General features: G+C 68.3%; 18 protein-coding genes and 1 tRNA gene. 15 read left to right on the top strand and 4 right to left on the bottom strand.

The genetic code is table 11. The features are described from left to right. Nucleotides 1-18: 18 nt before the first annotated feature. From CLV01_RS29105 to CLV01_RS13665, 13 genes are all read left to right on the top strand, one after another. Nucleotides 19-387, top strand: coding sequence for a hypothetical protein (locus tag CLV01_RS29105; protein ID WP_143290069.1), 369 nt, complete (start codon nt 19-21; stop codon nt 385-387). Between the two features lie 252 nt (nt 388-639). Then, a tRNA-Ser gene (locus CLV01_RS13720) sits at nt 640-729 on the top strand. 612 nt (nt 730-1,341) lie between these two features. Continuing rightward, complete coding sequence (gene wecB / locus CLV01_RS13715) at nt 1,342-2,544, top strand: non-hydrolyzing UDP-N-acetylglucosamine 2-epimerase (protein WP_099734076.1); 1,203 nt, start codon at nt 1,342-1,344, stop codon at nt 2,542-2,544. Between the two features lie 79 nt (nt 2,545-2,623). Continuing rightward, nucleotides 2,624-4,849 carry a hypothetical protein gene (locus tag CLV01_RS13710; protein WP_099734077.1) on the top strand — a complete coding sequence of 742 codons (2,226 nt, stop codon included), beginning with the start codon at nt 2,624-2,626 and terminating at the stop codon, nt 4,847-4,849. A gap of 42 nt (nt 4,850-4,891) precedes the next feature. After that, nucleotides 4,892-6,613: a glycosyl transferase family protein gene (locus CLV01_RS13705; RefSeq protein ID WP_099734078.1), complete on the top strand. Its 1,722-nt coding sequence runs from the start codon at nt 4,892-4,894 to the stop codon at nt 6,611-6,613. Then, the gene (locus CLV01_RS13700) at nt 6,610-9,477 is read left to right on the top strand and encodes an NfrA family protein (protein ID WP_099734079.1); all 2,868 of its coding nucleotides are present in this window, start codon (nt 6,610-6,612) and stop codon (nt 9,475-9,477) included. The genes CLV01_RS13705 and CLV01_RS13700 overlap by 4 nt, the downstream gene beginning before the upstream one ends. A 57-nt stretch (nt 9,478-9,534) precedes the next feature. Further along, nucleotides 9,535-10,575, top strand: a complete 1,041-nt coding sequence (locus CLV01_RS13695; RefSeq protein WP_099734080.1) for an alginate O-acetyltransferase AlgX-related protein — start codon at nt 9,535-9,537, stop codon at nt 10,573-10,575. A gap of 4 nt (nt 10,576-10,579) precedes the next feature. Continuing rightward, a complete protein-coding gene (locus CLV01_RS13690; RefSeq protein WP_099734081.1) occupies nt 10,580-11,713 on the top strand; it encodes an alginate O-acetyltransferase AlgX-related protein in 1,134 nt (377 codons plus the stop codon). Between the two features lie 13 nt (nt 11,714-11,726). Next, nucleotides 11,727-13,307 (top strand): MBOAT family O-acyltransferase, encoded by a 1,581-nt coding sequence (locus CLV01_RS13685; RefSeq protein ID WP_065346253.1) that lies wholly within the window; start codon nt 11,727-11,729, stop codon nt 13,305-13,307. Between the two features lie 21 nt (nt 13,308-13,328). Further along, nucleotides 13,329-13,568: an acyl carrier protein gene (locus CLV01_RS13680; RefSeq protein WP_012204786.1), complete on the top strand. Its 240-nt coding sequence runs from the start codon at nt 13,329-13,331 to the stop codon at nt 13,566-13,568. Nucleotides 13,569-13,625: 57 nt separating this feature from the next. Further along, a complete protein-coding gene (locus CLV01_RS13675; RefSeq protein WP_099734082.1) occupies nt 13,626-15,089 on the top strand; it encodes an AMP-binding protein in 1,464 nt (487 codons plus the stop codon). 17 nt (nt 15,090-15,106) lie between these two features. Further along, the gene (locus CLV01_RS13670; protein ID WP_063326553.1) at nt 15,107-15,808 is read left to right on the top strand and encodes an alginate O-acetyltransferase AlgF; all 702 of its coding nucleotides are present in this window, start codon (nt 15,107-15,109) and stop codon (nt 15,806-15,808) included. 26 nt (nt 15,809-15,834) lie between these two features. After that, nucleotides 15,835-16,980: an acyl-CoA dehydrogenase family protein gene (locus CLV01_RS13665; RefSeq protein WP_099734083.1), complete on the top strand. Its 1,146-nt coding sequence runs from the start codon at nt 15,835-15,837 to the stop codon at nt 16,978-16,980. 17 nt (nt 16,981-16,997) lie between these two features. Here the strand turns inward: CLV01_RS13665 and CLV01_RS13660 are convergent, their stop codons facing one another. From CLV01_RS13660 to iolD, 4 genes are all read right to left on the bottom strand, one after another. Further along, nucleotides 16,998-17,972 (bottom strand): DUF4434 domain-containing protein, encoded by a 975-nt coding sequence (locus CLV01_RS13660; protein ID WP_099734084.1) that lies wholly within the window; start codon nt 17,970-17,972, stop codon nt 16,998-17,000. A 135-nt stretch (nt 17,973-18,107) separates the two neighbouring features. Continuing rightward, a complete protein-coding gene (locus tag CLV01_RS13655) occupies nt 18,108-19,205 on the bottom strand; it encodes a porin (RefSeq protein ID WP_099734085.1) in 1,098 nt (365 codons plus the stop codon). Nucleotides 19,206-19,249: 44 nt separating this feature from the next. Then, entirely contained in the window at nt 19,250-20,176 is a 927-nt protein-coding gene (gene iolE / locus CLV01_RS13650; RefSeq protein WP_099734086.1) for a myo-inosose-2 dehydratase, read from the bottom strand. 73 nt (nt 20,177-20,249) lie between these two features. Continuing rightward, nucleotides 20,250-22,133: a 3D-(3,5/4)-trihydroxycyclohexane-1,2-dione acylhydrolase (decyclizing) gene (gene iolD / locus CLV01_RS13645; protein ID WP_099734087.1), complete on the bottom strand. Its 1,884-nt coding sequence runs from the start codon at nt 22,131-22,133 to the stop codon at nt 20,250-20,252. 254 nt (nt 22,134-22,387) lie between these two features. Here iolD and CLV01_RS13640 point away from each other — a divergent pair, with 254 nt between their 5' ends. Together CLV01_RS13640 and CLV01_RS13635 are read left to right on the top strand one after the other, a co-directional pair. Then, the gene (locus CLV01_RS13640; protein ID WP_180288390.1) at nt 22,388-23,389 is read left to right on the top strand and encodes a sugar ABC transporter substrate-binding protein; all 1,002 of its coding nucleotides are present in this window, start codon (nt 22,388-22,390) and stop codon (nt 23,387-23,389) included. Nucleotides 23,390-23,392: 3 nt separating this feature from the next. Continuing rightward, nucleotides 23,393-24,958 (top strand): sugar ABC transporter ATP-binding protein, encoded by a 1,566-nt coding sequence (locus tag CLV01_RS13635; RefSeq protein WP_180288389.1) that lies wholly within the window; start codon nt 23,393-23,395, stop codon nt 24,956-24,958. The last annotated feature ends 21 nt before the right edge of the window (nt 24,959-24,979 follow it).

Here is a 24,979-nt window from a genome sequence, read left to right as displayed (position 1 = left end):
CGCATTGAATGGTGAGCCATGGTGATAGCGGGTTTCTATGATTGGCCTGGGCTGTCGATACGCCGCAATACAGGAGGAATCTGCCGCAATGGGCTTGAAACAGGCATTTCAAGGCCCGGCGCCGCAGGCATTGTCTACAAGCTGGCATGCGGCGTCTGTTGCAAAATGCATCCTGCGCCTGAGAATTGCATTCAACATTTGCAATTCATCCAGGATGCATTCTGGAACCTTTCAATCCAGATAAATTTCATTTGCACAAAAATCAACAACATCAATGACTTACATGAAATTCACCCCAATTTCATAAAGCAAGGAAAATACCTTCTTGTATACATGACAGCTTCCGACATCTGCCTCCATCGAGTGCAAGGGCTGAGGAAAACCTGAATCAATGCGGATACGCCATGGGTTGCCAACTGCAAATAGTGCGCACCGAAGATTCCCTTGATGAACCCGCATCACAAGTTCGCCCGATTTCACGATACTGCAACCATTCACCATCTCAAATGGCTTGCGGCTGAACGACCGGGGCTGCCTTGCCGGTTGTACCTGCAAGGTGCACCGGGGCGCACGCGCATCGCTGCCGGTTCCAGCTTCTTACCGTGACCACCCGAAATCACTGCTACAATCGCTGGCTTCGGAGAGGTGGATGAGCGGTTTAAGTCGCACGCCTGGAAAGCGTGTGTGGGCTAATCCCCACCGCGGGTTCGAATCCCGCCCTCTCCGCCATACACCCAGCAAAACGGGCCCCTACACGGGGCCCGTTTTCGTTTCCGGGCCGGCTTGTGGCAAGGTTCATGCCCAGGTTTGCGCCCGCCCCTGCCCCGGCCCCGCGCACCGGCCGCACATCAGGGAAAGCGACAGCACGGACACCCCCTCCAAGCCTTGCGCAGACGCGCCCCAGGGCTTGCAATAGGCAGCAGCTGGCAGCAATAGGCAAGCGTCTGACAAGCACATCCTTGTTTCGGTGATGTACTAGCTGCAACAAAGCCCCCAGGCGCGCAGCTTTGTGCAACAGCACCCCTGGCGCGAACGTGCATCCAGCCCCATGGCGCGCATGGCTTGCGGCGCTTGAGATTCGACGGAGGTTCCCCAATGGAAAGCAAGGTCATCAAGCTCCCTCAAGTCCTCTTAACTTCCGTCAATTTCTCTCAATTGACGATAGTTTTCAATCGAATCGGAGCAATCGATCGAAAATTCCAAAAACCCGCCGTATATTCCACACCGCTTTGCGGCCTGCCCGGCCCGTCTTCGGGCTGAGACGGGTCCTGCCCCTGCCGGGTACAGCGCAGCACAAGAACGCACAAGCGAAGAGCACAGGAAAACGCAAAAGGGGTTGGCATGAAGATTCTTTCGTTTTTCGGGACCCGTCCCGAGGCCATCAAGATGGCGCCACTGGTCACGGCCCTGTCGCAGACGCGGGGCATCGAGAGCGTGGTGTGCGTCACCGGCCAGCACCGGCAGATGCTGGACCAGGTGATGGATCTGTTCGGCCTGCAGGCGCAGCACGATCTCGCCGTCATGCAACCCAACCAGACGCTCAACGGCCTGTTCTCCCGCGTGGTGGCAGGTGCCGATGGCGTGCTGGAGCAGGAAAAACCGGACTACGTGCTGGTGCACGGCGACACCAGCACGGCCACCGCCTGCGCGCTGGCGGCGTTTCACCGCCGCATTCCGGTGGGCCACGTGGAAGCCGGCCTGCGCACCGGCGATCTGGCCCAGCCCTTTCCCGAAGAGATGAACCGCCGCGTGGTCGATGTGGTCAGCCAGTGGATGTTTGCGCCCACGTCCACGTCGCGCGCCAACCTGCTGGGCGAAAACCTGCAGGGCCGCATCGCCGTGACGGGCAACACCGTCATCGATGCGCTGGCCACGCTGTGCGACCGGCTCGATGCCCAGCCCGAGCTGGCCCGTGCCATTGCCCAGCGCCATCCCTGGGTGGATGCGCAGCGCCCGCTGCTGCTGGTCACGGGACACCGGCGCGAGAATTTCGGCGAAGGCTTCCAGAACATCTGCGCTGCGCTGGCCGAGCTGGCGCAGCGCCATCCGGACCTGCTCATCGTCTACCCCGTGCACTTCAACCCCGCCGTGCGCGAAGTGGTCATGCGCACGCTGGGCGGCATGGACAACATCCGCCTCATCGATCCGCTGGACTATGTGGACTTCGTCTGGTTCATGCAGCGCGCCCACATCATCCTGACCGACTCCGGCGGCGTGCAGGAAGAGGCACCCTACCTGGGCAAGCCCGTGCTGGTGATGCGCGATGTGACCGAGCGGCCCGAGGCCGTATCGGCCGGCACCGTGCTGCTGGTGGGCACGCAGCGCGCGCGCATCGTGGCCGAGGTCAACCGGCTGCTGGCCGACGAGGGGCACCACGCCTCGTTTGCGCGCCGCATCAATCCCTATGGCGATGGCCAGGCCTCGCAGCGCATCGTGCGTGCCCTGCTGGGACAGCCCTTCGACGAGTTTGCCGCCGGACACACAGGCGCCGCGGCCGTCCCGGGCATCGCGGCCGCCGTGACCAAGGGCATGGCGCCGGCCTGAACCACGCACGCACCACCCCGCGCACCACGTCCACGAAGCGCATTACGAATCGAGCACCGAAGTGAGAAAAGAGGCCCCCATGCAACCGACCATCCGCCAATCGCTTTCCCGCACCGGGGCCCGCTGGGCGCTGGGTTCGCTGCTGGGCCTGGGCGCCCTGTTCGCGCAGACGGCCTCGGCCTCGGCGCTGGGTGACGCCATACGCCAGCTGGGCGCCAGCGACGGGCTGCAGCGCAGCGTCACGCTCAAGGAGCTGGGCATCGTCGATCCCGTGGTGCTGGCCGGCACGGCCACCCAGGACTTCTACCTGCCCGTGCCGCGCGGCCTGCCGCTGGGCGATGCCAGCATTGCCTTCGACAGCCGCTACCTCAAGGGCGAGCCCGGCGTCTCGACCGTGGTGATCTCGCTCAACGGCACGCCCGCCGTGTCGCAGACCGTGCCCGATGGTGACGGCATGCTGCAGCGCACGCTGCCCGTCGCCCAGCAGGCCCGCGCCAGCGATTTCGTGCGGCTGGGCGTGAACTGGCGCAGCCGCAACGGCCAGGTGCGATGCGATGACAACCATTCCCTGGCCAACTCCCTGACCATCTCGCCGCAGACACGGCTGAGCTACCGCGTGGACCCGCGCGATGTGCGCAGCATCGAAGATGTCTGGAACACCCTGCCCGTGCGCACCACCGTGCTGGTGGCGGGCCGGCAGCTGGAGCAGGCCTCGTTCGACAGTGCCTGGCGCATTGGCGCCAGCCTGCAGCGCAACAACAGGCGCATGACGGTGAATGCATTGCCCGCCGTGGGGGAGACGCTGGACCTGCGCGGCCTGGAGGTTCCCGCCGCCCTGGCCGGCGTGCCCGCCTTTGCCGCACTGCGCGGCGCCGAGCCCCAGCACAAGCTGGCCAGTGACGCCGAACTGGGCGCGCTGCTCATGCTGGGGGCCGCCCAGGTCAGCGGAGACATCGTGGTGGCCGACAAGGCACTGCAGCAGCGCCTGACCGCCGCCTTCGCGGCCCTGCAGGCCCAGCTGGCGGCCGACCCCGACGCGGGACAGGCCCTGCAGCAATGGCGCGCCCGGCGCGCACCGCTGGCCAACGAAGCGCTGGCCTCGCAGCAGTTGCGCGCCCTGCCCATGGGCCGCCAGATGGTGCTGGCCGTGGCCGCCGACGCGGGTGCGCGCGTGGCCGGCCTGCAGGAGGCCGCCCTGCAGCGTCTGCTGGTCAGCGACAACGTGACCGTGGCCGCGGCCCAGCCCCCGCAATGGGACGAGGCCAAGGGCATACGCCTGTCCAGCCTGGGCGGCAGTCCCGACAGCTTCGACGTGCTGTCGCGCGGCGACTGGACGATGAACTTCCCGCTGAGCGCCGTGGCCTCGCAGGGCCAGATGCCGGGCGAGATCACGCTGTACGTGGCCGCCGCCCCCGGCGCCTCGGCCACGCGCCCCGTGGCCACGCTGTTCTGGAACGGCATGCTGCTGTCGGCCCGCCAGCTGGAGGCCAACGGCCAGCCCGAACGCCTGCGCGCCCGTGTGCCCGGCTATGCGCTGGGCATCAACAACACCTTGCGGGTGTCCGTGCAGCGCCAGCCCTACTCGGCCGACTGCAACGAGATTCCCCAGCCCTACCCCGCCAGCGTGCTGCCGGCCATCAGCTACGTGACGCCCGGCAAGGCCGAGGCCAACGGCAGCTTCATCGGCCTGCTGCCGCTGCTGGGCGCCAAGTCGCAGTTCCTGGTGCCCGCCAGCTATCTGTCGGCGGCGCCGGCCGCGCTGGAGCGCATGGCCAACCTGGCGGCCGCCAGCGGCCTGTCGGCTTCGCAGGCCGAGCTGGTCGTGGCCCAGGCCGATGCAACGGCCAAGCCCTCCATGCCCTTTGTCGCCATGGAAGTGCCGGTGGACGGCGCCAAGCCCCTGGTGACGGTGACGGACCGGCAGCAGCTGCGCATCCGCGGCAAGTCGGCGGACTGGCTGGACATCAAGGGACTCAAGCAACTGTCCTCGGCCGAAGTGGTCACGGCAGGCGGCCAGCAGGGCGTGCTGTGGCATGCCATCGGCGAGTGGACGGGCGGCCTGGGCGAGCCCTTCCTGCTCAATCGCGGCAACATCGCCGTGATCGGTGGCGACGGCCCGCTGGCCTGGGTGGACAGCAGCAATCCCGAAACCGGCATTCCGTCGGGTCCGCGCGAAAGCGCCTTCCACGAATGGCGCAACTTCCTGTCCTGGAGCGTGCCGGGCATCGCCATCGCGCTGTTCGTGGTGCTGCTGCTGGTGGTGCTGGCCTGGGCGGTGGCGCGCAGCAAGCAGTCCAAGCACTGAGCCCGGCCCGGGCAACGATGACGACGGCATGAGGCGATCGCCATGATCTCTTCCCTCTACTGGCCCTACCTGGTGGCCGACTACTACCACGCGCTGGAGATCGTCAGCGCCGTGGTGGCCGTCGTCATCCTGCTGTCCAGCATCGACGACCTGTTCATCGACGCCTGGTACTGGGTGCGCGAGGCCTGGCGCGCGCTGACCGTCAAGCGCCGCTACCAGCCGCTCAAGGCACAGCAGTTGCAGGAGGTCGAGGAAAAGCCGCTGGCCATCATGGTGCCGGCCTGGCTGGAGTACGACGTGATCGCGCCCATGCTGGAGAGCATGGTGGGCACGCTGGACTACAAGAACTACATGATCTTCGTGGGCACCTACCGCAACGACGAACGCACCAAGAACGAGGTCGAGCGCATGCGCCGGCGCTACCGCCAGCTGGTCCGCGTGGAGGTGCCCCATGACGGCCCCACCTGCAAGGCCGACTGCCTCAACTGGATCGTGCAGGCCATCTTCCAGCAGAACACGCTGCAGCCCGAGCCCTTTGCCGGCGTGATCCTGCACGACAGCGAGGACGTGCTGCACCCGCTGGAGCTCAAGTACTACAACTACCTGCTGCCGCGCATGGACTTCATCCAGCTGCCCGTGACCTCGCTGGAGCGCGAGTGGTACGAGCTGGTGGCCGGCACCTACATGGACGAATTCGCCGAATGGCACACCAAGGACCTGGTGGTGCGCGAGAGCATGTCGCACATGGTGCCCTCGGCCGGCGTGGGCACCTGCTTTTCGCGCAAGGCGATGGAGGAGCTGGCGGCCGAGACCCACAACCAGCCTTTCAACACCGACACGCTGACCGAGGACTACGACATCGGCGCTCGGCTGGCACGCCGGGGCATGAAGCAGATCTTCGGCAAGTTCCCCGTGGACTATTTGATACGGCGCAAGCCGCTGTTCGGCCTGGGCAAGGAAAAGGTGTCCACGCTGACCATGCCGCTGGGCATCCGCGAGTTCTTTCCCAACACCTTCAAGACCGCGTACCGGCAAAAGGCGCGCTGGACACTGGGCATCGGCCTGCAGGGCTGGAGCCAGGTCGGCTGGGCCGGGCCGCTGTCCACCAAGTACCTGCTGTTCCGGGACCGCAAGGGGCTGGTGACCTCCTTCGTGGCCATCCTGGCCTATCTGCTGCTGCTGAACTTCCTGCTGTTCCTGCTGGCCGATCACATGGGCTGGTGGACGGTGTACTACCCGTCCCTGTTCGCTCCCAACGGCTGGCTGGTGACGCTGATGAGCGTCAACGTCATCGCCCTGCTGCTGCGCGTGGTGCAGCGCGCCTGGTTCGTCTCGCGCCTGTACGGCTGGGAGCACGCCATGCTGTCCATACCACGCATGGTGATCGGCAACTTCATCAATGCCATGGCGGCGGCGCGCGCCTGGAAGCTGTTCATCGTCCACCTGGTCACGGGCAAGCGGCTGGCCTGGGACAAGACCATGCACGACTTCCCGTCCACCGACCAGTTGAGCCACCAGCGCCAGCGCCTGGGCGAGCTGCTGCTGTCATGGCAGGCCATCGACGAAACCCGGCTGGCCAGCGCACTGGAGATCCAGCGGCGCGAACGCCGCCCGCTGGGCGCCATCCTCATGGAGCAAGGCTGGCTCGATGAAGCCACGCTGCGCGAGGCCATCAGCTTCCAGCAGGGGGAGTCCACCGATCCCCCGGCACATCCCGGCTTGGCCGCACCAGGCAATCCAAGCACACCAAAGGCCGGCATATGAAGCGTCTCGCACCCCTCGTTCGCCCACTCACCCTGGCCGCGCTGCTGGGCGCCGGCTGGAACACGCCGCCGGCCTGGCCGCAGGCCGTGGCCGCCGTCAAGGCGGAGGCGCCACTCAGGGGCCGCGCGTGGCAACTGGCCAACCAGGCCTATGCCCACTACCAGGCCGGCCGCTTTGCACGGGCCGCGACCGCCGCCGCATCGGCCGTACAGCTGCGCCCCGACCTGCTGCGCCTGCGCATGCTGCTGATCTACTCGCTGCAAAAGCAGGGCAAGAACGACGAAGCGCTCAAGGCCATCGCCTCGGCCCGCGCCGCCGGGCTGGACGAGGCCACGCTGCAGCAGGCCGAAACCAATGTGCGGGCCGCAGCGGCAGGTGGGGCAGCGGGCGGGCCTGCGGGGGCCACGGCTTCCGAGGCCTACAACAAGGCCTTTCCCATCGCCACGCAGGCCTACACCGACTACAACGCCAAGAACTACGCGGACAGCGCGCGCAGGGCCGAGCAGGCCTTTCGCCTGGACCCCAGCCAGGGCCAGTGGGCGCTGTTGTGGATAGGCGCGCTGGAGGCGCAGGAACAGCTGGGCGCCGCCATCGAGGCCGCAGATGCCGCCCTGGCCCTGGACCCACCCAACAAAAGCGACCTGGTGGCCAAGCGCCAGACCCTGCGCCGCAGCCAGGCCGTGCTGCCGGCGCAAAAGGCCTACCAGGCGCTGATCGCCAACAACCCGGCGCAGGCCGTGCCCTTTGCGCGCGAGGCCGTGGCGCTGGCGCCGGGAACGGCATCGCACCGCCTGCTGCTGATCACCTCGCTGCTGCTGGCCGAGCAATTGCCCGATGCGGAAAAAGCCGCAGACGAGGCGCTGGCGCAGGACAACGAAGACACAGCGGCGCTGGGCATGCGCGGCTACATCCGCCAGCGCCAGGGCAAGACCGCACAGGCCAACGAGGACTTCGATGCCGTGCTCAAGCAGGACTGGCTGGACGAAAAGCAGTCCGCCAACCTGCGCCTGATCGCGGCCGACGCGGCCCTGGCCGCTGGCGACGCGGCACGCGCCCGCGCGCTGCTGGCGCCCATGCCGGCACAGGATGAATCCGTGGCGCGCCGCCTCAAGCAAGCCGATGACCTGCGCCCCGGCCGCGACACGCCCATGGTGGCCGATACGCGCGGCGCCTCGCAGACCCTGGCCATGGCCGACTATCCGCCGCCCCTGCAGGACTGCCGCGACACGCCCTATGGCACGGTCTGCGAGCTGCAGCCTTCCGATGCCCAGGGCACGGGCGGCCCCAGCGCCCAGGCCTATGCGGCCTACGCACGCCAGGACTACAAGGCCGCCATCGACCACGCGCGCACGGCCGTGGAGCAGGACCCCGACAACCCGCAACTGCAAAAGCTGCTGACCACCACGCTGGCCGCAGGCGACCGCGACCAGCAGGGCCAGGCCCTGCTGCGGCTGGACAAGTCGCTGTCCATCACCCCCAACGACCCCCAGCTGCTGATGCAGCGCGGCTACCTGTACTCGCGCCAGGAAGAGCCGGCCAAGGCGCTGCAGGACTTTCGCGCGGCGCGCGCCACGGGCGAGGCGCCAGCGGGCGCCATGCTGGACGAAGGCTATGCGCTGGCCGGCACCGGCGACAACCGGGGCGCCGTGCGCACCTTCAAGGAAGCCATCGACCTGGACGACGCCGGCACCGCCAAGCTCACGCCCGGCCAGCGCGAGAACGCACGCAGCGCCGTCTCCGGCTATTCGCGCGAATGGGGCGCCATCGTCTCCATGGGCTACCGGGGTGCGCGGCCTGCGGGGCGTGCGTTCTCGGACGGCATCCTCACCCAGGCGGGCGATGCGGTCTTCGGCACGGCCGAGGCCTACTGGCGCCCGTCCAACTTCCTGAACTCATCGACGCGCATCTTCGATGTCTATGGGCGGCTGGGCAGCACCTTGCACGACGGCGGCGGCACCACGCTGGGCCAAAGCGCCATCGACCCCTGCACGGGCCTGCCCATCAATGTGCAGGCCGGCGACAACCGCGGCATCTCTGGCCTGCCCACCACCACGGGCTCGCTGGGCATGCGCTTCACGCCGTCCACCAAGTACGCGCTGACCTTCGGCATAGAGCGCCAGTTCAACATCGGCTCCGCCACGCGCTCGGGCTTCATCACGCCTGAATCGCCCCAGCTGCGCTGCCTGATGAGCGGGCGCGATCCGCTCAACCCCACGGGCCCGGCACTGGGCAATCCCATCTCGGCCAAGTACAGCGCGGGCGCGGGCCAGGGCGGCTGGCTGGCCTATGTCACCCATGGTTTCTACGAGGGCACGGGCCGGCGCACGGACCGCTCCAGCTGGTTCACCATGGAAGGCTACAGCCAGGCCGGCTATGCCAACCAGAGCATGGCCTCGCGCTTCACGCTGACCGACCAGACCAACGGCGCCCTGGTGGGCGACGGCTCGGGCCGCTACAAGCGCGAGCAATGGTTCTTCTCCACCGAGGCCCGCATCGGGCGCAGCTTCCGGGCCGACGGCATCAACCAGGGCCTGGTGATCTTCCCATTCGGCGTGGTCGCGGCCGACTGGATCAAGCAGAGGAACCGCGTCGAGGTGCGCTCCCTGCAGGCAGCCCCGGGCGCCACGCCCACCGCAGCCCAGTTGGCCGCCCAGCAGGGGCAGACGCTGGCACTGCAAGGCAATGGCAGCAGCTGGTCCGCCAGCGCCGGCGTGGGCGTCAGCCTGCGCCAATGGTTCCGCGAAAGCCACTACAGCACGGCCCAGTCCTATCTGGACTGGTCCATGCAGTACCGCTTCAACATCGGCGGCGGCCAGGCCGACCGGGCCAAGGGCCTGTTCATGACGCTGACGCTGTCCTATTGAAAGCCTTGCCCCGCCGCCGCCACCACCACACAGACAAGAGAAAAGGAGAAAGCTCCCATGGATTCGACCAAGCAAGCACCCCGCCCCGCCCTGCACGGACTGCGCTCGGGCATGGCGCGCGCCGCACGCGGACTGGCCGGCTGCGCCCTGGTGCTGGGCGCGCTGGCAGCGCAGGGTACGGCACAGGCCCAGGCACAGGACAGCTCCTCCATCGTTCTCAAGGGCAAGGACGGCTGGCTGTTTCCGGGCTGGGGCAGCCTGACCCAGGTGGACCGCGCCGGCATCACCGAATCCACGCGGCTGATCACCGAGGCGCGCAACCTGCTGGCCGCGCGTGGCGTGAAGCTGCAGGTGCTGCTGCTGCCCGACAAGGTGCGCTTCTATGCCGACAAGATGCCCGACGGCAAGGCCATGAGCGCCGATGTCCAGGGCCGCTACAAGCAGGTGCTGCAGACGCTGCAGGCCGCCGGCATTCCCAGCTTTGACGACGAGGCCGTGCTGCGCACCGTGCGCGACAGCGGCAAGGACGTGTTCTACCGCACCGACCAGCACTGGACCCAGGCGGCAGCCGACGCCACGGCCGAGGCCACCGCCCGCATGGTCCAGGGCGAGGTGCCCCAGCTGGCTGGCAGCGCCGGCAGCGGCCTGGCCCTGGGCGACACCGTCACCGAGCGCCGCTATGGCGACCTGGCCGAGCTGTTCCTCACCGCCGACGAGCGCAAGCAGATCGGCCGCGAGGTCTACACCGTGCGCCGCCAGGCTCCGGCCAAGGGCCTGCTCGACGATGAGCCCGCCCCCGTCCATGTCACCGGCCACAGCATGGTCCAGCCCTACTTCGGCTTTCCGCAAAAGCTCTCCAACCTGCTGGACCGCCCGGTCTCGCTGAACTGGAAGCCCGGCAACGTGGGCCAGTGGACCATGCTGCTGGAGTACCTGGAGTCGCCGGCCTTCAAGTCCCACAAGCCCCAGGTGCTGGTGTGGCAGATGTTCGAGCCCACCTACAGCTACGGCCCCAACGCGGCCGGCCAGTGGGACAACGCCTCGCTCATGCCCAACGCCACCTGGCTGGAGCGGCTGCGGGCCGCGCTCAAGGGCTGACACCGTGGACCCCACCGCGCAAGAACTGCAAACCGACAAAGGACACCGGCGCAACGCCTGGATCTGGGGCGCCCTGCTGCTGTCGGGCCTGGCCTGGGGCGGCTGGACGCTGGCCAGCGGGGGACCGAAGGCCGGCGAGCTGCAACTGGCCGCCTGGCTGGATGGCCGCGCGGGCGCGGCGCTGAACAAGGGCCTGCGCCTGCCTGCGCAGTCCTCGCTGGAAACCGGCCAGGCCGCGCTGCGCTACCGCCTGCTGGGCGATACGGGAGCGCAGGTGGCCCTGGGCTGCCCGCAATGGATGTTCTACCGCGACGGCCTGCGGCCCCAGCCCGGCACCGGCGCCGCGCCCTTCGAGGCGCGCCAGCGCCTGCTGCGCCACTGGACCCGGCAGTTGCATGACAAAGGCATTGCCACCCTGGTGGTGGCCGTGCCCGACAAGTCGCGCATCGAGGCCGCCCATCTGTGCGGCCTGCCCGTGGCACCCGTGATGCTCCAGCGCCTGGACCTGTGGCAGCAGCGCCTGCAGGCCGACGGCATTGCCTTCGCCGATCTGCGCCCTGCCCTGCAGACACAGGAGCAGGCGCAACCCGTTTTCTTTCGCACCGACGTACACATGAATGCCGAGGGCGCACACGCCGCCGCCCTGGCCGTCGCCCAGGCCGCGCTGCCGCTGCTGGGCGGGCAGCGCGGCGCCCAGGCCTTCGAGGAATCCGCGCCCGGGCCGCTGCAGCCGCTGCCCGGCGACCTGCTGGCCCTGGCCGGCCTGGCCGATGCCCCGGCCGGCTGGCGCCCACGGCGCGACCAGGTGCGCCCGCAGACCATTGCCCCCGTGCGCGGCGGCGGCCTGCTGGACGAGACGCCTCCCGTGCAGGTGCTGCTGGCCGGCAGCTCCAACGGGCTGCGCAGCAATTTCGCGCCGCAGCTCGGCCGAGCGCTGGGCCAGGAAGTCTGGAACCTCAGCATGGACGGCGGCCAGTTCAGCGGCGCCATGGTGGCCGCGCTCAAGCGCCGCGCCTCCTGGCCGGCCAGCCTGCGGCTGGTGATCTGGGAGTTCTCGGAAAACACCTTGTCCCTGCCCCTGACGGACGATGAAAAAGCGGCGCTCAAGGAGCTGGACGCCGCCTCCCCGCCTGCGTGACCCCGCCCGCTACATGCTGTTCAATTCCTATCTTTTCCTGCTGCTGTTCCTGCCCATCGCGCTGGCGGGCCACTACCTGGCCGGGGCTATCAGCCTGCGGCTGGCCGCGTTCTGGCTGTGCCTGACGTCCTTTGTCTTCTACGGCTGGTGGAACCCGCAGTTCGTCGCCCTGCTGGCGCTGTCCATCGCCTTCAACTACGTGGTGAGCCTGCTGATCCTGCGCTTTGCGGGCCGCGCGCGGCTGCAGGGGCTGGTCACCGCCCTGGGCGTGGGCGCGGACCTGGCGGCGCTGTTCCACTACAAGTACTTCGCCACGCTGTTCAACTTCCTGGGCGAATGGGGGCTGACGCAGGGCGGCATGCACGAGCTCATCCTGCCCCTGGGCATCTCGTTCTTCACCTTCACCCAGATCGGCTACCTGCTGGACTGCCGCTCGGGCATCGTCAAGGAACGCAGCCTGCTCAGCTACGTGCTGTTCGTGACCTTCTTCCCGCACCTGATCGCGGGGCCCATCCTGCACCACAAGGAAATGATGCCGCAGTTCGCGCAGCCGGATAACTACCGGTTCCGCGCGGACAACCTGTCCATCGGCGGCACGCTGTTCGTGATCGGCCTGGCCAAGAAGGTGCTGCTGGCCGACGAGATCGCGCCCTATGCAGACGCGGGCTTCGCGGCGCCCGGCGAGCTGCAGTTCTGGGCCGCCTGGGGCGCCAGCCTCAGCTACGCGCTGCAGCTGTACTTCGACTTCTCGGGCTATTCGGACATGGCGCTGGGCCTGGCGCGCATGTTCGGCATCCGTTTCCCGCTGAACTTCAACTCGCCCTACAAGGCCGGCAGCATCATCGACTTCTGGGCACGCTGGCACATGACGCTGACGCGCTACCTCACGGCCTACCTGTACTACCCCGTGGCCATGGCCATCTCGCGCGCACGCGAAAAGCGCGGCCTGTCCGTGGGCTCCAGCGCCGCGCGCACGCCCGGCGGCTTTGCGGCCACCATCGTCGTGCCCACGCTGTTCACCATGGGGCTGGCGGGCATCTGGCACGGCGCCGGCCTGCAGTACGTGATCTTCGGCCTGCTGCATGCCTTCTACCTGTCGGTCAACCATGCCTGGCGCATCTTCGTGGTCAGCCGCAAGCCGGCCGCCGCACGCAAGTCGGGCCGGGGCGTGCAGGCGCTGTGCGTTGTCATCACCTTCATCGCCGTGCTCATCGCCCAGACCTTCTTCCGCGCCCACGGCGTGGGCGACGCCATGCTGCTGCTCAAGGGCATGGCCGGCCTGCGCGGCGTGGAGGCGCTGGAGTCGCTGTCCCACGTCCAGGGACTGGCACTGGGCGATGCCATCCGCCTGGCCATAGGCCACCACATGCAGCTGGCGCTGGTGCTGCTGCTGCTGGCCATTGCCTGGTTCACGCCCAATGCCCACCAGATCCTGGGCCGTTTCTCGCCCGCCATGTTCAAGGTGCAGGAAGCGCCCCGCGCCTGGATGCGCTGGCGCCCCAGCGCGGGCTGGACAGCCGTGACCCTGGTCCTGCTCTTCCTGTGCCTGGTCAACCTGCACAAGGAAACCCGCTTCCTGTATTTCCAGTTCTGAAACACCTGTTGGAGAGAAACCATGTCCCTGAATGACATCGAAACCAAGATTGCCCAGATCATCGGCGCCATCATCCTGACCTCGGTCGAGCCCGATACGCTGCTGCTCGAATCGGGCCTGGTGGACTCGCTGTCCGCCGTGGACGTGGCATTGGCCATCGAAAAGGAATTCGGCGTCAAGATACCGCCATCGGAGATCGACCTGCACCTGGAATCCGTGCACACGCTGGCGCAGTACGTGGCCGAGCAGCGCAAGGCCTGATGCAGCGCCTGCACGCCGCCGCCCTGTCCCTTTGTCCCTGCGCAACAAGGAGCCCGCATGCGATTCAGTTTTGACCGCTTCGACTTCACCGAGCCCGGCGCCGACACCGCGCGGCCCGCCGTGATCGATGCCGCCGGCACGCTGGACTGGCAGCAACTGGCCCAGGCCGTGGCGCAATGGGAGCAGCAGGCGCTGGCGCGCGGCGCGCGGCGCGACGAGCCGCTGCTGATCACGGGGCACAAGGAGACCGCGTTCCTCGTGGCCATCCTCGGCTGCCTGCGCCTGGGCGTGCCCTTCGTGCCGGTGGACGTGATCAACCCGCCCGAGCGCATGGCGCGCATCGCCACGCTGGTGCAGGCCGGCCTGCACTACGACGCGCAGGCCCGCAGCTTCCTGGACACCGGCATCGCCGCGCAGCCGCTGCAGGAAAAATCGCTGGCCTACATCATGTTCACCTCGGGCAGCACGGGCGATCCCAAGGGCGTGCAGATCGGGCGCGAGAGCCTGGGCCTGTTCGCCGGCTGGATACGCGACTGCCTGGCCCTGGGCGAGGCGCCGGTCTTCATGGACCAGATGCTGTTCAGCTTCGACTTTTCGCTGTTCAACTGGATGGGAGCCCTGGTCACAGGCGGCGCCTGCGTGCTGTGCGCGCGCGAGACCATTGCCGACCGCCAGGCCTTTGCCGCCTACCTGGCGGGCACCCATGTGAACGTCTGGGCGTCCACGCCCTCCTTCGTGCGCCAGCAGCTGCTGGATGCCGACTTCGACCAGCAGCACCTGCCCGACCTGCGCGTCTTCGTCTTCGGCGCCGAATCGCTCACGCCCACCGTGGCCGAGGCGCTGTGGAGCCGCTTTCCCCAGGCGCGCATCATCAACTCCTACGGCCCCACCGAGGCCACCTGCTCCACCACCTGGGTGGAGATCGACCCCGCGCTGCGCCAGCGCGCGCCGCTGCCCTTTCCCATCGGCCGGGCCAAGCCCTATGCCGATGTGTTCCTGGACGAAGGCGAGATCTGCGTGGCCGGCGACCACGTGATGCGCGGCTACCTCAACCGCCCCGACCTGCACGCCACACGCATGTTCATGCGCAACGGCAAGCGCGGCTACCGCACGGGCGACCTGGGCGAGATCGACGGCGACGGCCTGGTCACCTTCCACGGCCGGCGCGACGACCAGATCAAGATGCACGGCTACCGCATCGAGCTGGCCGAGGTCGATGCCGTGCTGGCCACCCTGCCCGGCGTGCGCGCAGGCGCGGCGGTGGCACTGAAGCGGCCCGATGGCTTCATCGTGCGCATGATCGGCTTCGTGGACCTGGACCGCAGCGGCCCGCCCGGCATGCAGCCCCTGCCCGAAGACCTGGCCGGATGGCGCGAACTGCTGGCCCAGCGCGTGCCGCCCTACATGATTCCGTCGGAACTGCTGGCCTGCCACGGCTTTCCGCTGACGCAGACTGACAAGGCCGACCGCAAGCAACTGGAGCGCATGTACCTTGATGCACGCATGCGCCCCGCCAAGTAAACCAAGGACCCGCAGGCATGACCTCCGCTTTTTCCCCCGTGATGCGTACCGTCGCGCTCGCCCTGGCCGGCCTGGCCGGGCTCTCCTGCCTGCCCGCCGCGCATGCCGAAGGCACGCTGGCGCAGCTCTATGCGGCGCGCCCGCCCGCAGGCTCGTCCTTCGTGCGCGTGGTCCACCCCGACGCGGGCAGCCTGCGCGTGAAGATCGGCGACGGCCCCGAGCAGACGCTGTCCGGCAGCAAGCCGGCCAGCAGCTACGCCATCGTCAAGGGCGACACGCCCTTTGCCATTCAGCTGGACGGCAAGAGCGCCGGCAGCATGAAGGTGGCGCCGGGCAGCTTCACCACCTTGGTGCCGCAGCGCCAGGGCAAGAACGCGGCCGCGCGCTTCACGTCCATCGACGACTCCGGCGGCAGCCAGGACGCGCTCAAGGCCGAGCTGCGCTTCTACAACCTGATCGACGATTGCACCGAAGGCGGGCTCAAGATCGCCGGGACGGGCACGCCGCTGTTCACGGGCGTGGCGCCCGCCAGGTCGGCCAGCCGCTCCATCAACCCGGTCAGTGCCCAGCTCGCCGCCACCTGCGCCACTGCGGCCAGCGCGCCGCTGGCACTGCCCCAGCTGCAGCCGGGCGACCACTACAGCCTGTTCATGACGGGTACGGCCGCCGCACCCGTGCTGCGCGGCCAGGCCAGCGCCACCGACACCTATCGTCCCTGACCCAGCCCAAGGAGACCGACACAGACATGCGCACCCGCTCCGTATTGCGTGAAGACCACCTGCTGTTCAAGGAACAGGTGGACCGATTCGTGGCCACCGAGATCCTGCCCCACATCAATGACTGGGAGGCCGAGGGCATCACGCCGCGCGCCCTGTGGCGCAAGGCCGGCGACAGCGGCCTGCTCAACTGCGACCTGCCCCCGCCCTACGGCCAGGGCGGCGACTTCGGCCACGCGGCCGTGGTCATCGAGGCGCTGGCGCGCGCCAACTGCCTGGGCATCGGCTTTTCCATCCATTCCGACATGGTGTCGCCCTATCTCTGGAACTTCGGCACGCAGGTGCAGAAGGACCGCTGGCTGCCGCGCATGGCCACGGGCGAGCTGATCGGTGCCATCGCCCTGACCGAGCCCGGCGCGGGCAGCGACCTCAAGGCCGTGCGCACGCGCGCCCGCCGCAAGAGCGAGGGCGAAGGCGGCGGCTACGTGCTCAACGGCCAGAAAACCTTCATCACCAATGGCGTCAACGCCGGCCTGATGGTGGTTCTGGCCAGCACCGAGCCCGACCTGGGCGCGCGCGGCCTGTCGCTGTTCGTGGTGGAAGAAGGCATGAAGGGCCTGGGCAAGGGTGCCGCCCTGCGCAAGATAGGCCAGCACAGCCAGGACACCTGCGAGCTGTTCTTCGACGAGCTGCACCTGCCGGCCGACCACCTGCTGGGGCGCGAAAACGCCGCCTTCGAGCATGTGACGCAGGAGCTGGCGCAGGAACGGCTGGCGATCGCGCTGCGTGCGGCGGCCTCCACCGAAGGCATGCTGGACGAGGCCGCCGAGTTCGTGCGCAACCGCAAGGTCTTCGGGCGCCGCGTGCTCGACTACCAGAACACCCGCTTCAAGTTCGCCGACGCGCTGGCCAAGACCACCATGCTGCGCGTCTTCCTGGACGACTGCCTGGCCCAGCACATGGAAGGCTCACTGGACTCCGTCACCGCCGCCATGGCCAAGCTCAACGCCACCGAGCTGCAGGGCCAGGTGCTGGACGAGCTGCTGCAACTGCACGGCGGCTACGGCTACATGGCCGAATACGGCATTGGCCGCGCCTGGGCCGATGCACGGGCGCTGCGGATCTTCGGGGGCAGCAGCGAAATCCTCAGAGAGATCATCGGCAAGCGCTTCTGACCCGGCAGCCACCGCGCTCAGCGGGCAGCGGCCTTCCACTCGCGCAGCAGTTGCCGGGCCTCCGGCGTGTCGTTCAGCACCCAGGGGTCGATGGCGAAGGCGACGACGCGCTGGGCGCCGTAGTCGCGGGCCACGTCCCACTGGCGGCGCACGCGCTCGAAACTGGCCGTGCGCGCCTGGAAGTCCGAGCCATCGGGCCGCGTGGACGGCAGTTGCTCGAACAGTTCCACGATGAGGTCGAACGGCGCCCTGCGCTCGAGCAGCATCTGCTGCAGCGGTGCCAGCGCCTCGTAGTTGCGCAGTCCCGCCACGCCCACGCCGTCCTGCACCATGGGGCGCAGGGACACGCGGTCCAGCAGGATGCTCCACAGCGTGGGCAGGCTGCCCAGCGTCTGCAGCTGGCTGAAATAGGTGGAGATGCCGGGCACCTGGCCGGACGTGGCCGCTGCCGCCTGCGCCAGTGGCTGCAGTGCGCTCAACAGCAGCTCGATGCGCTCGGGCGCGGCCCAGTGGTATTGCTCCAGCTCGTAGGGGATGTACCAGCCGCGAAACGCCGCATGGCGCGGCCAGGTGCTGGCGTACATGTGGTTGGTGCCCTGCTCGGCGATATGCGCCAGGTAGGGCGCGGGGCCTGCTGCATTGGAAAGGCTGATCTGCTTCCACCAGCGCTCGTCATAGGGCAGGCCCAGGTGCACGCCCATGCCCAGTTCGGTACAGATGTCCAGCAGGTCGGCGATCTGCGCGTCGGCCAGCATCCAGCTGTCCGCCTCTGAATCGCCCAGCAGGCCGCTCCATTGCACGAACAGCTCCCGGCAGCCCAGCGCCTGGGTGGCGGCCAGGCGCTGGCGCCATTGGTCGCGCGGCATCTCCAGATGGCTGCGCCACGGCTGCAGGAAGCTGCCCGACACGGGCGCCGACGCCGCGCAACCGACCAGCGAGGCACAGGCGGCGGCAGCGCCGGCGCCGAGGAATTCGCGTCTGGACAAATGCATGGTGGGAACGGCCGCAAGGCTGCGTGAAGCGAAGCACCAAGAATACAGCCAAGCGGCGCGGCAGCCGCCCCGCACGAGCCGGCCCACCCGGACTTGACCCGGCCGGGCCGAGGGTTGATGCGCAAAAAGCCAGCGTCAGAACGAGTGCACGATGCCCGTGTAGACGCCCTGCTGGCCGGACCCGGGTGCTGGCCTGGCGCTGTTGGCCTCCACCGAGAACGAGGCTCCGCCGCCGTTGGAGACGGTGCCCACAGTGCCATACAGCATGGTGCGCCGGGAAAGATGGTAGTTGGCCCCCAGGCTCACCAGGCTGGCGCCGCCGCCACTGCGGTTGGCGCGGTAGGCCCCGCCCACCAGCACCAGGGCCGGCGTGGCCTGGTAGTTGGCGCCCATCCAGCAGGTCTGCTGACTGCGGGCGCCTGCCGGGTTGTCGGCGTCGGCCACCGTCAGCGCACCTGACCGGATCTGGCTGTAGCCCGTGAACAGCTTCAGGCCGCCCACGCGGTAGGTTGCACCCACCGTGTACAGGCGCGATGCCGTGTAGAGCGAGGCGAACGCGCCGTTGCCGTCGCGGATTTCCTCGTAGAAGGCCTTGAGCACCAGCGGCCCCTGCTCATAGCCCACGCTGGCGGCGGCCTGGCGCCCGGCCCGGGAACGGCCCGCCTCTCCGTTCAGCCCCAGCTGGGTGCGAAACGAGAGCCCACCCCAGGCCGGCGACTGATAGCTGATGGCATTGGGGCGCGACCCCCAGGTCCGGTTGCCCTGCAGCGTGCCCGCGCCCATGGCCTGCAGGCCCATGGGGTCCAGGGCCCAGACCTCGCCATCGGGAATGCCCATGGCCCGGCCCAGCAGCAGCGTGCCGTACGTCTGGCTTCGCAGGCCGACCACCGCATAGCGGCTGAAGAAGCTGTCGCCCACCGTGCCGTCGTCGGCGGAGAACTGGCTTTCGAGATGGAAGACGGCGCTCAGGCCGCCACCCAGGTCCTCGGCCCCGCGAAGCCCCCACCAGGTTGCGCCCCATTGCCCGGCGTGCCGGAGTTGATCGGAAGACCGGCCCGGCCCTTCGGCAATGCGGTTCATATAGTCGACACCGCTGACGATGCGCCCATACAGCGTGACGCTGCCTTGCGCCGTGGCCAGACTGGCTGCGCCGGCCAGCGCCGCAGCGCACAGGCAAGGCACGGTGGCCCGGGCCGCAGGGCCCCGCAGGGCGTGGTGGATTGCAGATGTCATGACGTTGTCCTCCCTTGGTTTTCATGCCTCGATGCCGGATGGCCTCAGGCGCCCAGCCGGTCCATGAGCGCGCGCAGCGTCTCGTAGCCCTTTTTCGCGTATGCGTAGCCGGGCGCGATGGCGGGGTCCTGCTCGGCCTCGACCACCAGCCAGCCCTGGTAGCCGGCATCCCTGAGCGTGCGCAGCACCGCCTCGAAGTCGAGCGCGCCGTCACCCGGCACCGTGAAGATGCCGTTGACCACGCCCTGCAGAAAGCTCCAGTCGCCCTGGCGTGCCTGGGCAATCACCTGGGGACGCACATCCTTGCAATGCACATGCGCCACGCGCGCCACATGTTTTTTCAGCAGCGCCGCCGGATCGGCCGCCCCGCCGTAGTAGGCATGGCCGGTATCGAACAGCAGGAAGACCTTGCGCGGATCGGTCAGCGCCATCAGGCGGTCCACATCCTGCGGGGATTCCACATGGGCGCCCATGTGGTGGTGATAGGCCAGCCGGATGCCGTAACACTCCAGCAGGTGCGCGCCAAAGGCATCCAGCCGCCACGCATAGCGCTGCCAGGCCGCATCGTCGGCAAAGCGCGGGCGCCGGGACACAGGCGTGCCGATCTGCCCCTGGACCGTGCCCGCGCATTCGCCATAGACCACGACGTCGACGCCGTTGTGACGCAGCCTGTCCATGTGGGGCTTGCACCGCTCGGCCTCGGCGGCAAGGGCCTGTGCATCGCTGCCCGCATCGGCCTGCGCCAGAAAACCCGAGTACCAGCCGGAGACGCAGGCCAGCCCGTACGCGTCAAGCCTGGCCTTGAGCGCGGGGCCGGTTTTCGGAAACTTGTTGCCCAGCTCGAAGCCCGCGTAGCCGATCTCGGCGCCCTCCTTCAGTGCCGTGTCCAGCGGCGTATCGCCACCCAGCGAGGGCAGGTCGTCGTTCATCCAGGACAGGGGATTGATACCGATGCGAACGTTCCAGGTCATGCGAGTCCTCCTTGGGGCAGATGGGCAGATGGGCAGATGGGCAGAAGTCGGACGGGGCGACGGTGGCGCGGCGTCAGCGCCGCTGGCCTGCCTTGTGGTGCAGGTACTCGCGCCGCGCGCCCTGGACCTCGGGGCGGCCCGAGACCTCGGGCACGGCGACATCCCACCAGGCGCCGCCATCGGCCGTGGTGCGGTGGTGGGTGGTGTCTATCACCAGCACCTGGCTGCGGCGGGACGCCCGCGCACGCAGCATTTCGCGGCGCAGTTCCTGCACGTCGCCCACGTGGACGGCCTCGGCCCCCATGGCGGCGGCGTGGCGGGCGAAATCGATGGACGAGCGCTCTCCCCCCTCGGGCACGCAGTCGTCGAGCATGTTGTTGAAGCTGGCGCCGCCGCAGCGCACCTGCAGCCGCTCTATGCAGCCGTAGCCACGGTTGTCCAGCACCACGACGATGATCTTTCGGCCCAGCAGGACCGAGGTGGCCAGCTCGGCGTTGAGCATCATGTAGGAGCCATCGCCCACGAGCACGATGACCTCGCGCTCGGGCCGCGCCAGCTTCACGCCCAGGCCGCCCGCGATCTCGTAGCCCATGCAGGAATAGGCATAGTCCACGTGGTAGTTGCCGGGCAGGCCGCTGCGCCACAGCTTGTGCAGCTCGGCCGGCAGCGTGCCGGCCGCGCAGACCACGATGTCGCTGCAGGCGCTGTCCAGCCCGGCGTCGGCGGCCGATTCGCGCACGGCGCCTATCACCTCGGCGTCATAGGGCAGCTCGCCCTTGGGCACGTGCAAAGTCAGCGCCGCCACACGCTCTGCCCAGGCTGCGGCCCGGGCGCGGCTGTCGGCCGTCCACTGCGGATCGGCGCGCCAGCCGGCCAATCCCGCGCCAAGCTGGGCCAGGCCGACACGCGCATCGGCCACCAGCGGCTGGCCGCGTTTCCTGGCGGCATCCAGGGGCTGCACGTTCAGGCCCAGCACCCTGGCATGGCCGTACAGCGCATGCGAGCCGCTGGTGAAATCCTGCTGCCGCGTGCCGACGGCCAGCAGCACATCGCACTGCCGGGCCGCGTGATTGGCGGCGGGCGAGCCCGTGACGCCCATGGCGCCCAGGTTGAGCGGGTGGTCCCAGGCCAGGCTGCCCTTGCCGGCCTGCGACTCGGCCACCGGCACGCCATGCGTTTCGGCAAACACGCGCAAGGCCTCCCAGGCCTGGCTGTACAGCACGCCGCCGCCCGCCACGATCAGCGGCCTTTTGGCGGAGGCCAGCAAGGCCACGGCCTCGGCCAGCCCGGCAGCGTCCGCCGGCTGACGGCGCAGACGGATCAGCGGCGGGTGGAAGAAATCCATGGGCCAGTCGAAGGCCTGGGTCTGCACATCCTGCGGCAGCGCAAGGCAGACGGGGCCGCACTGGGCCGGGTCGGTCATGACCTGGATGGCACGCGGCAAGGCCACCAGCAATTGCTCGGGCTGCATGATGCGGTCGAAGTAGCGCGTGACCGGGCGCAGGCAGTCATTGGCGCTCAGATCACCCTGCTCGAAGCTCTCCACCTGCTGCAGAACGGGATCGGGCAGGCGCGAGGCAAAGATGTCCCCGGGCAGCAGCAACAGCGGCAGCCGCGCCACATGCGCCAGCGCGGCCGGGGTCACCAGGTTGGTGGCGCCGGGCCCGATGCTCGAGGTCACGGCCATCATGCGCTGGCGAAAGTGCGCCTTGGCAAAGGCCACGGCCGCATGGGCCATGCCCTGCTCGCTGTGTGCGCGCAGCGTGGGCAGCCGCTGCCGTTGGGCATGCAGGGCCTCGCCCAGCCCGGCCACGTTGCCATGTCCGAAGATGGCGAACACCCCTGCGCAATAGGGCTGGACGGCCGTGCGGCCATCGGGCTGCATGACCTCGGCCTGCAGGGCGGCCAGGTAGCGGACCAGCGCCTGGCTGACGGTCAATCTCACGGTGCCTGTCATCTCTTGCCTTGCCTTTCCATGGCCATTGCTCAGAGGCTGTCCGCAGGCAGTGCTTGGCCAGCGTCCAGAACATGGAAAAAGATTAAAACTATTAGAAATTTTTTTCCTTAGGTGTATTCACTTAGAAATTAATTTCCAAAAATTAGAGGGACAGAACTACATTTCTCCTCAGAGTCCGGGGCAATCCGGTGTTTGGCGAGTCAAGGCGGGGTATGAACGCGCCCCGCTGCCGCTCAAGGACAAGGAGACGAGGGATGAGGAAAAACCATCTGCTGGCGGCCATTGCCGCCGCCTTTCTGGCAGCACTGCCCGTGCATTCCCAGGCTCAGACGCAGAAGCAGACACAGAAGCAGACACAGGCGCTGACACAGGCGCAAGCCCACGCACAGCCTCTCAGGATCGGCGTGGCGATGGCGCTCTTCGACGACACCGGCCTGACCATCCTGCGCAACGGCATCGTGGACGCGGCCAAAAAACACGGGGCCGAGCTGCAGATCGAGGACGCCAGCAACGATGTGGGCAAGCAGCTGAGCCAGATCCAGAACATGATTGCCCAGCGGGCCGACGCCATCATCGTCAACCCGGTGGACACCGACGCCACGCCCAGAATCACCCGCATGGTGAGCGACGCCGGGATCGCGCTGGTCTACGTGAACCGCCAGCCCGTCGATTTCGACAAGCTGCCCACAGGCACCGCCGTGGTGGCCTCCGACGAAAAACTCTCGGGCACGCTGCAGGCCCGCCAGGTCTGCAAGCTGCTGGAGGGCCGCGGCAACATCCTGGTGCTGATGGGGGAGCTCTCCAACGAATCGGCGCGCACCCGCACCCGCGACATCGAGGAAGTGGCGGCCACGCCCGAATGCGCGGACATGAAGATCCTCGACAAGCGCGAGGGCAAGTGGAGCCGCACGCAGGGCCAGGACATCACCATGAACTGGCTGAGCTCGGGCATGAAGTTCGACGCCATCCTCGCCAACAACGACGAGATGGCGATTGGCGCCATCAACGCGCTGAAGGCGGCCCGCAAGTGGAGGCCCGACACCATCGTGGCCGGCATAGACGCCACGCCCGACGGGCTGTCGTCCATGAAGAACGGCGACCTCAAGGTCTCCGTCTTCCAGAACCTGGCCGGACAGGGCGCCAAGGCGGTCGATGCCGCCCTGCGCCTGGCCGGCAAACAGCCGGTGGAGCGCTTCGTGAACGTGCCCTTCGAGCTGGTGACGCCCGAGAACATGGGCCAGTACGCCAGGCCCTGAGCCATGTCCGCATCCCCTCTGCACGGGCCGGACCGCGGCCCACCCGCGCCTGCCGCACCGCGCGCGCAACACGCGCCCCATGCCTGCAGCGACCTGCTGGAGGTGCGTGGGGTGGGCAAGTCGTTTCCGGGCGTCGTGGCGCTGGCCGATGTGCAGCTGCGCCTGCGCAGCGGCAGCGTGCATGCGCTGATGGGCGAGAACGGTGCCGGCAAATCCACCCTGATGAAGATCATTGCCGGCGTGCATGCGCCCGACACCGGCGAGATCCGCCTCAGGGGCCGGCCCGTCACGCTGCGCAGCCCGCTGGATGCGCTCAGGCAAGGCATCGCCATGATCCACCAGGAGCTGAACCTCATGCCCAGCATGACGGTGGCCGAGAACATCTGGATAGGCCGCGAGCCCGTCAACCGCTTGGGCCTGGTCGACCACCGCCAGCTGCGCCAGCGCACCCAGGCCCTGTTCGAGCGGCTGGCCATCGACATGGACCCCGACTCCGAGGTGCGCACGCTGAGCGTGGCCAGCCGCCAGATGGTGGAGATCGCCAAGGCCGTGTCCTTCGACTCCGAGGTGCTGATCATGGACGAGCCCACCTCCGCGCTCACCGACCGGGAGGTGGAGCACCTGTTTCGCATCATCGGCCACCTGCGCGGCCAGGGCAAAGGCATCGTCTACATCACGCACAAGATGAACGAGCTGTTCGAGATCGCCGACGAGTTCTCGGTGTTCCGCGACGGCAGGTACATAGGCACGCATGCATCGGCCGATGTCACGCGCGACGACATCATCCGCATGATGGTCGGGCGCGAGATCACCCGGATGTTCCCCAAGCAGGACGTGGCCCCGGGCGATGTGGTGCTCTCGGTGGACGGGCTGGGCGTCGAGGGCGTGTTCCATGGCCTGCGCTTCGAGCTGCGCGCCGGGGAGATCCTGGGCGTGGCCGGCCTGGTGGGCTCCGGGCGCTCCAATCTTGCCGAGGCGCTGTTCGGCGTCGTGCCCGCCACCTGCGGCGAGATCCGCATCGGCGGCGAGCCGGTGCGCATCACCTCGCCTGCCCAGGCCATGCGGCTGGGCATGGCCTTTCTCACCGAGGACCGCAAGGACACGGGCTGCTTCATGGGCCTGGACCTGCTGGCCAACATGGAGGTGGCGCTGTTGCACGAGCGCCATGTGCGCTGGGGTCTGGTCGCGCATGCCGCCGTGGCGCGCGAATGCGAGGACATGGCCCGCACGCTGCAGGTCCGGTCCCCCGGGCTGCACGAGGACATCCGCAACCTGTCCGGCGGCAACCAGCAAAAGGTGCTGATCGGCCGCTGGCTGCTGACGCGCCCGCGCATCCTCATCCTGGACGAGCCGACGCGCGGCATCGACGTGGGCGCCAAGGCCGAGATCCATCGCCTCGTGGGCGCACTCGCGGCCCAGGGAACTGCCGTGCTGATGGTCTCCTCGGAAATGCCCGAGGTGCTGGGCATGAGCGACCGCATCCTGGTCATGCATGAGGGGCGCATGACCGGCATCGTCGAGCGCAGGGACGCCGACCAGGTGCGGATCATGGAACTGGCCTCCCGCTGAGCCCCGATATGCAACGGAGAC

Source organism: Delftia sp. 60 (assembly GCF_002754395.1).
GTDB lineage: Bacteria > Pseudomonadota > Gammaproteobacteria > Burkholderiales > Burkholderiaceae_C > Comamonas > Comamonas acidovorans.
The sequence above is the reverse complement of the archived record's forward strand: the minus strand, read 5'-3'. Positions and strand labels throughout refer to the sequence as shown.